The 14,159-nt window shown below is 75.5% G+C and carries 12 protein-coding genes; 10 read left to right on the top strand and 2 right to left on the bottom strand.

Features of this window, described 5'->3' with window-relative positions:
• Nucleotides 1–39 precede the first annotated feature (39 nt).
• Nucleotides 40–432: a VOC family protein gene (locus O7622_RS20675; protein ID WP_282309818.1), complete on the top strand. Its 393-nt coding sequence runs from the start codon at nucleotides 40–42 to the stop codon at nucleotides 430–432.
• 69 nt (nucleotides 433–501) lie between these two features.
• On the opposite strand, the gene O7622_RS20670 is transcribed toward O7622_RS20675, so the two are convergent.
• A complete protein-coding gene (locus O7622_RS20670) occupies nucleotides 502–1,953 on the bottom strand; it encodes a hypothetical protein (protein ID WP_282309817.1) in 1,452 nt (483 codons plus the stop codon).
• Nucleotides 1,954–2,091: 138 nt separating this feature from the next.
• On the opposite strand from O7622_RS20670, the gene O7622_RS20665 reads away from it, so the two are divergent.
• The 5 genes from O7622_RS20665 to O7622_RS20645 all read left to right on the top strand — a co-directional run bounded on the left by O7622_RS20665 (nucleotide 2,092) and on the right by O7622_RS20645 (nucleotide 8,100).
• Entirely contained in the window at nucleotides 2,092–2,787 is a 696-nt protein-coding gene (locus tag O7622_RS20665; RefSeq protein ID WP_282309816.1) for a DUF305 domain-containing protein, read from the top strand.
• Between the two features lie 45 nt (nucleotides 2,788–2,832).
• Nucleotides 2,833–4,038 carry a histidine kinase gene (locus tag O7622_RS20660; protein ID WP_282309815.1) on the top strand — a complete coding sequence of 402 codons (1,206 nt, stop codon included), beginning with the start codon at nucleotides 2,833–2,835 and terminating at the stop codon, nucleotides 4,036–4,038.
• A complete protein-coding gene (locus O7622_RS20655) occupies nucleotides 4,035–4,700 on the top strand; it encodes a response regulator transcription factor (protein WP_282309814.1) in 666 nt (221 codons plus the stop codon). The genes O7622_RS20660 and O7622_RS20655 overlap by 4 nt, the downstream gene beginning before the upstream one ends.
• 149 nt (nucleotides 4,701–4,849) lie before the next feature.
• The gene (locus O7622_RS20650; protein WP_282309813.1) at nucleotides 4,850–5,614 is read left to right on the top strand and encodes an ABC transporter ATP-binding protein; all 765 of its coding nucleotides are present in this window, start codon (nucleotides 4,850–4,852) and stop codon (nucleotides 5,612–5,614) included.
• Nucleotides 5,615–5,619: 5 nt separating this feature from the next.
• On the top strand, nucleotides 5,620–8,100 hold the full coding sequence (locus O7622_RS20645) for an FtsX-like permease family protein (protein WP_282309812.1): 2,481 nt from the start codon (nucleotides 5,620–5,622) through the stop codon (nucleotides 8,098–8,100).
• Nucleotides 8,101–8,166: 66 nt separating this feature from the next.
• Here the strand turns inward: O7622_RS20645 and O7622_RS20640 are convergent, their stop codons facing one another.
• Complete coding sequence (locus O7622_RS20640) at nucleotides 8,167–9,543, bottom strand: serine/threonine-protein kinase (RefSeq protein ID WP_282309811.1); 1,377 nt, start codon at nucleotides 9,541–9,543, stop codon at nucleotides 8,167–8,169.
• 495 nt (nucleotides 9,544–10,038) lie between these two features.
• On the opposite strand from O7622_RS20640, the gene O7622_RS20635 reads away from it, so the two are divergent.
• The 4 genes from O7622_RS20635 to egtB all read left to right on the top strand — a co-directional run bounded on the left by O7622_RS20635 (nucleotide 10,039) and on the right by egtB (nucleotide 14,152).
• Nucleotides 10,039–10,674, top strand: coding sequence for an RNA polymerase sigma factor (locus tag O7622_RS20635; protein ID WP_282309810.1), 636 nt, complete (start codon nucleotides 10,039–10,041; stop codon nucleotides 10,672–10,674).
• A 19-nt stretch (nucleotides 10,675–10,693) separates the two neighbouring features.
• Nucleotides 10,694–11,455, top strand: coding sequence for a hypothetical protein (locus tag O7622_RS20630; protein ID WP_282309809.1), 762 nt, complete (start codon nucleotides 10,694–10,696; stop codon nucleotides 11,453–11,455).
• Between the two features lie 157 nt (nucleotides 11,456–11,612).
• Nucleotides 11,613–12,848, top strand: coding sequence for an ergothioneine biosynthesis glutamate--cysteine ligase EgtA (gene egtA, locus O7622_RS20625; protein WP_282309808.1), 1,236 nt, complete (start codon nucleotides 11,613–11,615; stop codon nucleotides 12,846–12,848).
• The gene (gene egtB, locus O7622_RS20620) at nucleotides 12,845–14,152 is read left to right on the top strand and encodes an ergothioneine biosynthesis protein EgtB (RefSeq protein WP_282309807.1); all 1,308 of its coding nucleotides are present in this window, start codon (nucleotides 12,845–12,847) and stop codon (nucleotides 14,150–14,152) included. The genes egtA and egtB overlap by 4 nt, the downstream gene beginning before the upstream one ends.
• Nucleotides 14,153–14,159 lie beyond the last annotated feature (7 nt).

Genomic DNA, 14,159 nt, shown 5'->3' with positions numbered 1-14,159 from the left:
CGGGGCGTGTGCGGTCCGCGCCGGCGTTACTGTCGGACGATGACGCCCGTGACCCGGCTGGACCACGTCGTGATCGCCGTCTCGGACTGGCGGGTCGCCACCGACTTCTATCGCGACGTGGTCGGCGCCGAGGTGATCGGCGTCGGCGGCGGGCGCGTCGCGTTCCGGATCGGGCCCACCCAGCTCAGCGTGCACGGGCCGGGGATGGACCTCGCGGGCGACGTCGCCCGCCTGCCCGTCCGTCCCGGCAAGAGCGACGTCTGCCTCGTCTGGGACGGGCCGGTCGAGGCGGCGGTGGCGCACCTGCGGCGTCACGGCGTCGAGGTGGAGACGGGGCCGGTCCCGCGGTTCGGCGCCGGCGGCCCCGGGACGAGCGTCTACTTCCGCGATCCCGACGGGAGCCTCCTGGAGTTCATCTCGTACGAGGCGTGACGGGGCGCTGACGGCGACGGGCCCGGCGTCCCCGCCAGGGGAGCACCGGGCCCGGCGACGGTCAGCGGGTCACCAGCTCAGGTAACCGGCCTGCGTCTGCACGTTCAGCTCGGGCACCAGCAGGAACTGCGCCAGCCAGGTACGCGGGTCACGCAGCTCCAGCACGTCCAGTCCCTTCTGGATGTCGCTGGAGTAGATGTGGCCGTTGTACCAGTAGGCCGACCAGGACCCGCCGGTACGCAGCTGCGAGGCGTCCAGCGGCCCGCGCTCCCAGTAGGCGATCTCCTTGGGCTTGCGCGAGTCGGTGAAGTCCCACACCGAGATGCCGCCCTGGTACCACGCCTGGACCATGATGTCGCGGCCGGGCACCGGGATCAGCGAGCCGTTGTGGGCCACGCAGTTCTCCGTGTCGGCGTTGACGCGGGGGATCTTGTAGTAGCTGCGGAACTCCAGCTTGCGGGCGTCGCCGCGGCCGGTGATGTCGTAGATGGCGTCCGCGCCGCGGTTGGGACCGACCACCTCGTTGCAGGTGGCCGCGCCGCCGCCGCCCAGCTCGTCGGTGAAGACGACCTTGGTGCCGGCGTTGTTGAACGTGGCCGAGTGCCAGAACGCGAAGTTCTCCGCGTCGGTGACCCGCTCGATCACCCGGGGCGCCTCGCGGTTGGCGATGTTCAGCAGGACGCCGTCACCCATGCAGGCGCCCGCGGCCAGGTCCTTCGACGGGTACGCGGTGATGTCGTGGCAGCCGGTGGTGGCCGACGACTGGCCCGGGACGCCCGGGTAGCCGCCGTCCGGGAAGAGGTTCGGCGTGGCGACCACGGAGGCGGTGGTGGGGTTCTTCACCGGCACCTTGACGATGGAGATGGAGTCGTGCGGCGGCTGGCAGTCCGGGAACTCGGCCCGCGGGCTGTACGAGGAGACGTACAGGTAGACGTTCCGCTTGTCCTTGCCGGGCACCAGCGTGTGGGTGTGCGAGCCGCACGCCGTCTCCACCGACTTGATGTAGCGCGGGTTGCGCTTGTCCCGGATGTCGAAGATCTTGATGCCCTCCCAGGACTCCTTCACCGACGCCGGCTGGCTGGTGCTGGCGCAGGAGTCGTCGCTGCGGGAGGAGTCGGTCGACAGGAACAGCAGGTTGCCGTGGACCGAGATGTCGTTCTGTGAGCCGGGGCAGAGCACCTGGGACACGATCGCCGGGCGGCTCGGGCGGGAGACGTCGTAGACGACGAACCCGTCGTAGTTGCCGACGAACGCGTACCGCCCCTGGAAGGCGATGTCGGTGCCGAGGGCGGCCGTGGTGTCGAACGGCGCCTGCTTCGGCAGGTTCGCCACCTGGCGCAGGTTGGGGCTGCTGGAGATCTCGTCGACACCGGGGACGGCGCTGTCCACGGTGGCCGGCGCGGCCTGGGCGCGGGGGGTCTCCTGGGCGCTGCTCGGCGGCGCGGTGACGACGCCGGCGAGCAGCAGACCGGCGGCGGCCAGGCTGACGATCCGGATACGGGACGTGCGGACGTTGATCATCGGCAACACCCTTCGAAAGGGGGTCATGATTCGCCACACCTTACCTATTGGAGACGGTCATCAATGTGATCTGGGTCACACTGGGGAACTTTCGTCTATGGATAGGATCGCTGTCACCTTGACCGGAGGAGGCGTCGTATGACCAGCCGGCAGGCGCGCGTGTGGGTGGGCGTCACAGCACTGGTGACCCTCGTGGCGGTCGGGGCGCTGGCGCTGACCGGGCGCGAGGACACCCGTACCCCGGAGGCGGCCGGAACCGCCGCGGTGGCCGCGCCGAGCGCGAGCACCGCCGCGTCGGCGCCGCCGGTGGTGGTCCCGGGGCGGCCGGGAGAGCCCGCCGTGACCCGCCCCGCCGAGCAGGTCCGGGGCGCCACCACGCCGCTGTGGAACAGCCTCGACGTCTGGTACGTCCGGATGATGATCCCGCACCACGAGCAGGCCCTGGAGATGGCCGCCCTCGCGCCGGAGCGCGCCGCCGACGCGCGGGTCCGCGCCGTGGCCGACCGGATCCGCGCCGCGCAGGGGCCGGAGGTCGGCCTGCTGCGCGCCTGGCTCAGCACGCGCGACCTGCCCGCCGACGTGCCCGGGCACGACCACGGCAGCATGCGCGGGATGCAGTCCGGCGAGGCGATGCGGCGGCTCGCGGACGCCCGCGGCGCGGCGTTCGACAGGCTGTTCGTGCAGATGATGTCCGACCACCACCGGGGCGCGATCGTCATGTCCACCGACCTGCTGAAGGTCGGTGTCGACCAGCCGATGCAGGAGTTCGCCACCTCGGTGGCGGTCGAGCAGTCCACCGAGATCACCCGCATGCAGGCCCTCCTGAACCCCTGACCCGCACCCCGGGGAGGGCGGGGGGCGGGCCTAGGCTGGGGGATCGTGAACCGCCTGATCCTCGGTCGTCCGCTGCGGGGGGTCGCGTTCGACGCGGCCGTCTGCGGGCTTGTCGTGTTCTTCGCGCTGTCCGGGTACCTCGCCGGGCAGACCGGGCTCCCGGCGTTCGTGGTCGGCCTCGCGATGGCGGCGGTGCTGTTCGTCCGGCGTACCCACCCGTCGGTGGTGGTCGCCCTGGTGGCCGCGCTCGCGCTGGTCCAGGTGATCGCCGGCTGGGGCCCGCTCAGCTACGACGTCGCAGTCCTGATCGCCCTCTACAGCGTGGTCAAGTACGCCGACCGGCTCCGCGACGGCATCGTGGCCGGGATCGTCGCCGCGATCGGCGGGGTGCTCGCCGCGCTCCAGACGCCCGGCGCCTGGCCCTGGTGGACGGGCGCGTTCTTCTACGCCCTGGTCACCGGCGCGGTCTGGCTGGCCGGGCTGAACGTGCGGACCCGCCGGCTCTACGTGCTCAGCCTGGAGGAACGCGCCGCCACGCTGGAACGGGAACGGGAGGCGGAGGCGCGCGCCGCGGTCGCCGAGGAGCGCACCCGGATCGCCCGCGAGCTGCACGACGTGGTCGCCCACAGCATGGCCGTGATGATCGTGCAGGCGGACGGGGTGCGGTTCACGCTCGACCGGGATCCGGTCACCGCCCGGGAGGCGGCCAAGGTGGTCGCGGACACCGGACGGCAGGCGCTGGAGGAGATGCGGCGGCTGGTCGGCGTCCTCCGGGAACCCACCCCGGCGCCCCCGGTACCGGCGGCGGCCGAGCCGGCGCACCGGCGGCCCGCGCTGGTGGAGCTGCCCGCGTTGCTCGACCGGTTCCGCGCCGCCGGGCTGCTGATCACCTGCGGCGGCGCCGGCTCCCCGCGGGCGCTGCCGCCCGGCCTGGAGCTGACCGTCTACCGGGTGGTGCAGGAGAGCCTGACCAACGCGCTCAAGCACGCGGGCGTCGGCGCGTCGGTGGAGCTGACGCTGGACTGGGACGCGGCCGCCGTCGTGGTCCGGGCGGTGGACGACGGCGGCGGCCGTCCGGTGGTCCGGCCGGCGCCGTCCGGCGGGCACGGCCTGGTCGGCATGCGGGAACGGGTCGGGGTGTACGACGGCAGCCTCGCCGCCGGCCCCACACTCGCCGGTGGCTGGCGGGTGCAGGCGCGGCTGCCACTGCCGGCGGCGGCCGGCATCGAGGAAGGGAGCGCGGCGGCGTGACCGTGCGGGTGATGATCGTCGACGACCAGATGCTGGTGCGGGCCGGGTTCCGGATGGTGCTCGACTCCCAGCCGGACCTGGAGGTGGTCGGCGAGGCCATCGACGGCGCGGACGCGCTGCGGGTGCTGAACCGGGTCGAGGCCGACGTGGTGGTGATGGACCTGCGGATGCCCACCATGGACGGGGTGGAGGCGACCCGGCGGATCTGCGCCGGCTCGGCCGGCGGCGGCCCGCGCGTGCTGGTGCTCACCACGTTCGACACCGAGGCCGATGCGTTCGCCGCGCTGCGCGCCGGGGCGAGCGGGTTCCTGCTCAAGAACGTGCCGCCGGAGGAACTCATGGCCGCGATCCGGGTGGTCGCCCGGGGCGACTCGGTGGTGGCCCCGTCGATCACCCGGCGGCTGCTCGACCGGTTCGCCGGGCAGCTCGGTCCCGCGCCCACCGCGGACCCCCGGCTGGCCCAGCTCACCGAGCGGGAGCGCGAGGTGCTGCTGCTGGTGGCGCAGGGGCTGTCCAACGCCGAGATCGCCGCCCGGGTACACGTCGCGGAGGCGACCGTGAAGACCCACGTGGGCCGGATCCTGGCCAAGCTCCAGCTCCGCGACCGGGTCCAGGCGGTGGTGCTGGCGTACGAGAGCGGCCTGATCACGCCCGGCGGCTGACCGGCCGTACGTCTCAGGTCGTACGGGTTCCCCCGGTGGGGGACGACCGTGGTCGCACCGAGGTCGAGCGCGCAGGCGGAGATCGACCAGCCGGTGCCGGACCTAGCGTCGGAAGGGTCAGAGAGACCGTTTCCGACAGGAGCACCACAGTGTCCGCACCACCGACCACAGGCGTCGCCCTCGCCGCCCGCGCGTTGCGCAAGGAGTACGGCGCCGGGCAGTCCCGCGTCGTCGCGCTCGACGGCGTCGACCTCGACCTGGCCGCCGCCCGGTTCACCGCCGTGATGGGCCCGTCCGGCTCCGGCAAGTCCACACTGCTGCACTGCCTCGCCGGCCTCGACCGGCCGAGCGCCGGGGCGGTCCACATCGGTGACGCCGACCTGACGGGCCTGGACGACCGGCGGCTCACCCGGCTGCGCCGGGACCGGATCGGTTTCGTCTTCCAGAAGTTCAACCTGCTGCCCACGCTCACCGCCGAGGAGAACATCGTCCTCCCGCTGGCGATCGCCGGCCGCCGCCCGGACGCGGCGTGGCTGCGTCAGGTGGTCGCCGCGGTGGGCCTGACCGACCGCCTCGGGCACCGTCCGGCGGAGCTGTCCGGCGGGCAGCAGCAGCGCGTCGCGGTGGCCCGCGCGCTGATCACCCGGCCGTGGGTGATCTTCGCCGACGAGCCGACCGGCAACCTCGACTCGCGCTCCGGCGCGGAGGTGCTGCGGCTGCTGCGCGAGGCGGTGGACGCGCTCGGCCAGACCGTCGTCATGGTCACCCACGACCCGGCCGCCGCGGCGCACGCCGACCGGGTCGTCTTCCTCGCCGACGGCCGGCTGGTCGACGAGCTGCACCAGCCGGCAGTCGGCGCGGTCCGGGACACGCTCAGCCGGCTCGACCCGGCCGTGACGCCGGCGGGGCGGTGAGCGGGATGCTGCGCCTGACCCTGCGCCAGGTCCGCGCCGACGGCCTGCGCCTGCTGCTGTCCTCGCTGGCGATCGTGCTCGGTGTCGCGTTCGTCGCCGGCACGCTGATGTTCATCGACGGCATGCGCGCCGGGGCGTACGAGCGGGCCGGTGAGTTCGACAGGCACACCGACCTGGCCGCGTACGCCGAGACCGGCCCGCTGCCCCCGGCGCTCGTGGACCGGGTACGCGCCGTCGACGGGGTGGCCGCCGCGGCGGGCGAGCTGACCGGCTCCGCCGGTGTCGTCGGCGCCGACGGCCGTCCCGTGCTCGGGTACGCGGTGCTCGCCGCGGTACCCACCGAGACGGACCTCCAGTCCTACGACGTGGTGGCCGGGCGGCTGCCGCAGCGCCCCGGCGAGGTGGTGCTGGACGACGAGACAGTCGCCGAGCAGCGGTTCACAGTCGGCGGGCCGGTGTCGATCGGCGGGCGGGACGGCGCGGCCCGCCCGTACACACTGGTCGGCACCGTCGACGTGGCCGGCAGCTCCCGCGACGTCGGCGGCCCGTACATCGGGCTGACCGGCCCGGACGCGCTCACCGTCAGCGGCGAGAGGGGCTACGGCCGGATCATGGTGGCGGCGCGGCCCGGTGTGGACACGGCGGTGCTGGCCGACCGGATCCGCGCCGTGGTGGGACCGGACGTGACGGTCCGGGACCGGGACGCCGTCCTCGACGCGGCCGTCGACGACGCGGTACGCGACCTGCGGCAGTTCGGGATGCTGCTGGGCACGTTCGCGGCGGTGGCGGTGGTGGTGGCCGGGTTCGTGATCGCCAACACCTTCGCCATCGTGCTCGCCCAGCGTTCCCGGCGTACCGCGCTGCTGCGCCTGGTCGGCGCCACCCGGGGGCAGATCTACCGGGCCACGCTGTCCGAGGCGGCGGTGACCGGCCTGCTCGCCTCCGTGGCCGGGGTGCTGGCCGGCGCGGCGGTGGCCGGCGGCCTCGGCCTCCTGCTCGCCGGCACCGGCGCGCCGCCGGGCAGCGGGCTCACGCTGACCCCGCGTACGCTGCTGGTCTCGCTGGGGCTGGGGACGCTGCTCACCGTGGCGTCGGCCGCGCTGCCGGCCTGGCAGGGCACCCGGGTCGCTCCGGTGGCCGCGCTCACCGACGCGGCGATCAACCCGGTCCGTCCGGCCGGGCGGATGCGGCTGGCGGTCGGCGCGCTGGCGCTCGCCGCCGGTGTGGCGGCGCTCGTCGGTGCCGGGGCCACCGGTCAGGTGGTGCTGGTCGCGGTCGGCGGGCTGCTGGCCTTCGGCGGCATCGTGGCGTTCGGCCCGGTGCTGGTGCCGGCGCTGGTACGGGTGCTCGGCGCGCCGTTCCGCGCGGCGTTCGGCGCCACCGGCGCGCTGGCCGTGTCGAACGCGGTGCGCAACCCGCGCCGGGTCGCCGCCACCGCGACGGCCATGGTGATCGGCATCGGGCTGGTCTCGGCCTTCGTGGTCGGCGCGGCGAGCGTCAAGTCCGGCATCGAACGCGCGGTGGACGCCCGGGTCGGCGTGGACTTCCTGGTCACCGGCATCGGCGGTGACCTGCCGGCCACGCTCGCCGACGAACTGGCCGCCCGCCCGGAGCTGGGCGTGGTGCACGAGCAGCGCAGCCGGGTGGTCGGCGACGTGCAGTTGCGCGCCGCGCATCCGGCGCTGGTCCGGCGGATGCTGTCCGCAGTCGACGCCGGTGACCCGGCGGACCTGGGGCCGGGGGCGGTGCTGGTGCACCGCGAGCTGGCCGCGGCGCGGGGCTGGACGGCCGGCTCCACGATCACGCTCGCCGGCCGGTCGTTCCGGGTCGTCGCGGTGGTGGCCGACGAGGAGCCGGTCATGGCCGGCAGCCCGGTGCCCGCCGGTCACCTGGTGGACGTGCCGGACACCGACTTCACCGCCATGTTCCCCGCCGAGCGCGGCTACCTGGCCGAGGTGGACCCGGCCGCCGGGGTGAGCGTCGACGCCGCCCGGGCCGCCGTCGAGTCGGTGCTGGCCCGCTACCCGACTGTGAACGTGATGGACCAGGCCGCGTACAAGAAGATGCTCACCGGCACCGTCGACCTGGTGCTGGGGTTCGTCACCGCGCTGCTCGGCCTGGCCGTGGTGATCTCGCTGGTCGGGGTCGCCAACACGCTCAGCCTGTCCGTGGTGGAACGCACCCGGGAGACCGCGGTGCTGCGCGCGGTCGGACTGAGCCGGGCCGGGATGCGGGGCGTGCTCGCGGTCGAGGCGGTGCTCACCGCGCTCGTCGGCACGCTGCTCGGCATCGCGCTCGGCACCGGGACGGCGGCCGGGGCGACGGCGGTGGTCGCCCGCATCGGGGGTGACTTCACGCTGGTGCTGCCCTGGGGGCGGATCGGGCTGATCGTCGCGGTGGCGGTGGTGGCCGCGCTGCTCGCCTCGGTCCTGCCGGCCCGCCGCGCCCTGTCCCGGCCGGTGGTGGCGTCGCTCGGCGCGGACTGAGCACCGCCACCCGGGCACGGGCGAGCCGGCTCCGCAGTGGGCGGGGCCGGCTCGCGGGTGCGTGGGTCAGGGCCGCGTGGCCGGTTGCCCGCCGGTGTCGCCGCCGCCGGTGCCGGGGTCGGCGGTGGTCGGGTCCGGCGCGGGCGGCGTGGTGGGCGCCGTCGTCGTCGGCGCGCTGGACGGCGTGCTGCTCGGCTCGTCCGTCGGGGCCGGCTCGTCCGTCACGCTCGGCTGCGCCGACGGGGTCGCCGAGGTGCTCGGCGTCACCGACGGTGTGGCCGACGGCCGGTCGCCCGGACCGACCGGGCGGTAGGTGTACTCGTCGTCCGCCGACGGCTCGTCGGCGACCGGCTCGGCGGCCGGATCGCTCGGCGCCACCGCGGGCGTCGTCTTGTCGATCTTCGTGGCTGGTTCGGCCGTGTCGTTCGCGGCGGCCACGAGCGCGCCCAGCGCGCCCATCGCCACCAGCACCGCGCCCAGCGCCCCGACGAGCGTGCCGCGCCGGCCCCGCCGCCGCGACGTCGCCACCGCGGCGCCCGGGCGGACCGCCGGCTGGTCGTCCCGCGACCGCGCCTGGCCCGCCGCGCCGCGCAGCGCCACAGTCGCGGTCGGCGAGTCGGTACGCGCGGCCCGTGCCGCGTCGGCCATCGCCGCCGCGCTCGGGTAGCGGTCGGCCGGATCCTTGGCCAGCGCCCGCGACACCAGCTCCCGCACCGACGCCGGGATCTCCGCCGGTAGCTCCGGCGGTTCGTCGTCGAGATGGCGTACGGCCACCTGGAGCGGGTTGTCGCCGGTGAACGGCGGGCTGCCGGTGAGGCAGCAGTACGCGACGGCGCCGAGCGCGTACACGTCGGTTGCGCCCGAGACGGGCCGCCCGGCGGCCTGCTCCGGCGCCATGTAGAGGGCGGTGCCGGGCACCGCGTTCGTGCTGGTGATGCTCGTGACGTTGGTCGAGCGGGCGACCCCGAAGTCGACCAGGACCACGGTGCCGTCGTCCTGCACGAGCAGGTTGCTCGGCTTCACGTCCCGGTGGACGATGCCCCGGCCGTGCGCCGCGTGCAGGGCCTGCGCCACCTGGGCCACGATCGACATGGTCTCGGCGACCTCGAGGCACCCGGCGGCCTCGATCCGCCGCGACAGCGGCTCACCGGCGACGAACTCCATCACCAGGTAGTCGGCCCGGCCGCCGCTGGGCAGGTCGTCCTCGCCGCAGTCGAAGACCTGGACCACGCCGGGGTGGCGCAGCGAGGCCATGATCCGCGCCTCGGCGCGGAACCGGGCGATGAAGTCGGGGTCGGACACCAGGGCGGGAAGGAGTACCTTCACCGCGACCGGACGACCGAGGACCAGGTCCGTGGCACGCCAGACGTCGCCCATGCCGCCGGTGGCGACACGGTCATCCAGGCGGTACCGACCGCTGAGTACGACGTCTGAGGACAGCACCCCCATACCGTACCCACAGCAGGCACGAAGTATTTCCCGCGATGTCCGCGCCCGGTTCGGCCGGGTGCCCGGCAGCCGGGACGCCGATCGGCTGATCGTGATCCACCCGGTACGACCGGCCGGAAAGTGACGCGCCCCCGCGCTCCCGGCCCGTCGTGCCGGCGGCGGCCCGTACTCGGGGGGCGTCGCAGCCGCCCTCGGCGTCACCACGACACGCCGACGCTGGAGCTAGACATTTCTCTCTGTTCTTCCGGCCCTCGACGGCTTGCCGAACGGGCCCGCGCGTCCCGGTGTCGGCCCGGCTCCCGGCCGCCCCCGGCCGCCGGTACGGTATGTCCCGCCGACGCCCGTTGCCGCGCGGCGGTGTCCAAGGCGTACCGCACCCTCGTGCGCGTGCCTGATCAGCTCACCGGGGGGCCGAGTGCGGATGGCGGTGTGGTCACCGGCTCCCGTCGACGCCCGGTGCCCGGCCGTCACGCGGGTGGGACGGCGAGCGTGACGGCCGAGCTGAACGAGGCGGTCGCCGGGGCGCAGGCGGGCGACGAGGAGGCGTTCCGGTTCCTCTACCGCAGGCTACAGCCCGCGCTGCTGCGTTACCTGACCGCGCTGGTCGGCGCCGACGCCGAGGACGTGGCCTCGGAGGCGTGGCTGCAGATCTCGCGCGACCTGCCGTCGTTCACCGGTGGCGAGTTCCGCGCCTGGGCGGTCACGATCGCCCGCAACCGGGCCATGGACCACCTGCGCCGGCAGCGGCGGCGTCCCTCCGTGCCGGTGCCCGTGCAGGCGCTCAACGACCTGGCCGCCGACGTCGACACAGCCGACCGGGCCGGTGAGGCCATCGCGACCGAGAGCGCGCTGGCGCTGATCCGTACGCTGCCACCGGCCGAGGCCGAGGCGGTGATGCTGCGGGCGGTCATCGGCCTGGACGCGGAGACCGCCGGGCGGGTGCTGGGCCGGCGGGCCGGCGCCGTGCGTACCGCCGCGCACCGGGGCCTGCGCCGGCTGGCCGCGATGCTGGAGCGCTCGGCGGCGCAGGCCACGCCGGACGGCACCCGGGACGCCGTCGCGCCGCGTCCCCGTACCGACCGCCAGGTGCCGCACGCGCCCGAGGCCGAGCCGGCGGAGGGCTGACGTGAGGGGAGACGACGGCATGCACGCTCGCCGGTCCGGCGGGCCCGCCGACCGGGCGGAGTCCGGCCGCCTGCTCGACGCCGCCCGCGCCGGCACGCCGCCGCAGGCCGACGCCGGCCCGCTGACCCGGCTGCTGTCCGCCGCCGCCGGACCGGCGGCCCCCGGCGAGGTGGCCGGGGAGGAGCGTGCGCTCGCCGCCTTCCGGGCGGCCCGCGCGACGGCCGGGACGACCCCGGTGGCGGCAGCGGTGGCCGCGCCGCGCCGGCGCCGGCGCCTCCGGATCGCCGCCGCGCTGTCCGGGCTGGCCGCCACCGCGGTCGCCGGGGTGGCGTTCGCCGCCGTGCGCCTGGACCGCCACCCCGAGCCGGTGGTCCCGCCCGCGCCGACGGCCGGACCGACAGGCGCGGGACCGACCGGCACCGGCCCGTCCGTCAGCGGGCCGTCGCGGCCGGCGCCGAGCACCCCGGCCGGCGGCGCGTCCGACGCGGCGCCGCCACCGGCGCCGACGCGGGCGCGGTCCGGAAGGCCGAGCGCCGAGGCCGGGCCACCCGCGCCCCGGGCCACCGGCGGCCGGATGGCCGGCCACTGCCGCGCCTACCTGGCCAAGTCGGAACGGCAGCGGGAGAAGGCGCTGACCAGGCCGGGCTTCGCCGCCCTGGTGGCCGCCGCCGGTGGCCCGGAACAGGTGGAGAGCTACTGCCGGAACCTGGTGGACGCGCCGGCGGAGGACCCGGACGACGTGCCGGAGCCCGAGCGCCCGGGTCCGCGGGCGGACGACTGAACGGCCACGGCGCAATCAGATTCCGGACAAAAATTCATCTCTCCGGGCAGGCGGATCTCGTCTGCTAGACAGAGGATGGTGGGGCGGCGTCCCGTGCCGTCCGGGCCGGGCGGCGTCGCGACGACGTCGTCGCCCATCGCCGAGGAGGAGCCGTCCCATGGTGCTGTCGCCGGATCTGGACCGGGCAGTCGTCCTCGGGGACGAGGAGGCGGCCCGGGGCCACCTCGCCCGGATCTGCTTCAAGACCGGGCCACCCGCACTCGTCGGCGTCGAACTGGAATGGACCGTGCACGACGCCGCGGACCCGGCCCGGCCGGTCGACCGCGAGCGACTACGCGAGGCGCTGGGGCGGCACAGCCCCGTGACCCTCGACCCCACCAGCCCGGCCGACGAGCTCCGGCGCGGCGGCGCCGTGACCGTGGAGCCCGGCGGGCAGGTGGAGATCTCCGCGACACCGCGATCGTCGGTCGCCGCGCTCATCCTGGCCACCGAGGCCGACGTCGCCGAGCTGCGGGCCCGGCTGGACGCCGCCGGCCTGGTGCTCGGCCGCAGCGGCATCGACCCCTGGCGCCTGCCCCGGCCTGTCGTGGAGACCCCGCGCTACCGGGCCATGCGGTGCGCCTTCGACCGGCACGGCCCGGCGGGACGGGCGATGATGTACAGCACCGCCGGCCTCCAGGTCTGCCTGGACGCCGGCGAACCGGACCACGTGGCGCAGCGGTGGGCCGCCGCGCACGCCGTCGGCCCGCCGCTGCTCGCAGCCTTCGCCACCGCCGACCGGCACGCCGGCCGCCGTACCGGCTGGGCCTCCGCCCGGATGGCCACCTGGCTGGCCATCGATCCGGCCCGGACCCGTCCGGTCTGGTCGCCCGAGCGCGCCGGTGAGGACCCGGTGGCGGCCTGGTCCGGGTACGCGCTCGCCGCGCCGCTGCTCTGCGTACGCGCCGACGGACCGGACTGGACCGCGCCACCCGGTGTCACGTTCGGCGACTGGCTGGCCGGGGCGCTGCCCCGCCCGCCGACCACCGGCGACCTGGAATACCACCTCAGCACGCTGTTCCCGCCGGTACGCCCGCGCGGCTACCTGGAGCTGCGCTACCTGGACACCCAGCCCGGCCCGGACTGGACCGTGCCGCTGGCGGTGCTGGCGGCGCTCTTCGCCGACCCGGCCACCACCCGGGACGCGCTGGCGGCGGCCGGCCCGGTCGCCGACCGGTGGCGCGCGGCGGCCCGGTGCGGGCTGGCCGAGCGTCCGCTGGCCACCGCCGCGGCGGCGCTGTTCGACCTGGCCCTGACGGCCCTGCCCCGGCTCGGCCTGCCGGCCGGCATCCACGACGAGACCCAGCGAGCGATCCGGCGGCACCGCGCCGCCGCGGAGAGGGGACACCGGTGACCACCACCGAGCGACTACGCGACCGGATCGCCGCGGAACTGGAGCGGACCCGGGACCGTACCGCGCTGCTGACCGACGCGGTGGACGACGACGACCTGGTCCGGCAGCACTCCACGTTGATGTCGCCGCTGGTCTGGGATTTGGCGCACGTCGGCAACCAGGAGGAGCTGTGGCTGGTCCGCGACGTCGGCGGCCGCGACCCGGTGCGCCACGACATCGACGACCTGTACGACGCGTTCAAGCAGCCCCGCAAGGATCGGCCGGCGCTGCCGCTGCTGCCCCCGGCCGAGGCCCGCGCCTACGTGCGCACGGTACGGGACAAGGTGTTCGACCTGCTCGACGGCATCCGCTTCACCGAGCGTCCCCTCGTCGCCGACGGGTTCGCGTTCGGCATGATCGTGCAGCACGAGCAGCAGCACGACGAGACCATGCTCGCCACCCACCAGCTGCGTGCCGGTGCCCCGGTGCTGGACGCGCCGCCCCCGCCGGAGCCCCGGGCCCGGGTCGGCGGGGAGGTGCGGGTGCCGGCCGGGCCGTTCACCATGGGTACCTCCACCGACCCGTGGGCGCTGGACAACGAGCGCCCGGCGCACACCGCCGACCTGCCCGCGTACGTCGTCGACGCCGCGCCGGTGACGAACGGGCAGTACCGGGCGTTCCTCGCCGACGGCGGGTACGACGAGCCGCGCTGGTGGAGCGAGGCCGGCTGGCGGCACCGGATCGAGGCGGACCTGAGCGCGCCGATGCACTGGCGGCGCGACGGGGACGGCTGGGCGTACCGCCGGTTCGGCCGCTGGTCGCCGGTCCGCGACGACGAGCCGGTGGTGCACGTCTGCTGGTACGAGGCGCAGGCGTACGCGGCGTGGGCCGGCAAGCGGCTGCCGACTGAGGCGGAGTGGGAGAAGGCGGCCCGCTGGGATCCGGCGACCGGCCGGTCCCGCCGCTACCCGTGGGGCGACGAGGACCCGACCACCGAGCACGCCAACCTGGGTCAGCGGCACCTGTGGCCGGCGCCGGTGGGCGCGTACCCGGCCGGCGCCTCGCCGCTGGGTGTGCACCAGCTCGTCGGCGACGTGTGGGAGTGGACCTCCTCGCCGTTCCGGGGTCACCCGGGCTTCACCGCGTTCCCGTACCGGGAGTACTCGGAGGTCTTCTTCGGCGACGACCACCGGGTGCTGCGGGGCGGCTCGTTCGGCACCGACCGGTCGGCCTGCCGGGGCACCTTCCGCAACTGGGACTACCCGGTCCGGCGGCAGATCTTCAGCGGTTTCCGCTGCGCCCGTGACGCCGGACCGGAGGAGTGAGCCGGCC

The organism is Micromonospora sp. WMMD1076 (assembly GCF_029581475.1).
GTDB lineage: Bacteria > Actinomycetota > Actinomycetes > Mycobacteriales > Micromonosporaceae > Micromonospora > Micromonospora aurantiaca.
Note: the sequence above shows the minus strand (reverse complement) of the source record. Positions and strands in the feature narration are given on the sequence as shown.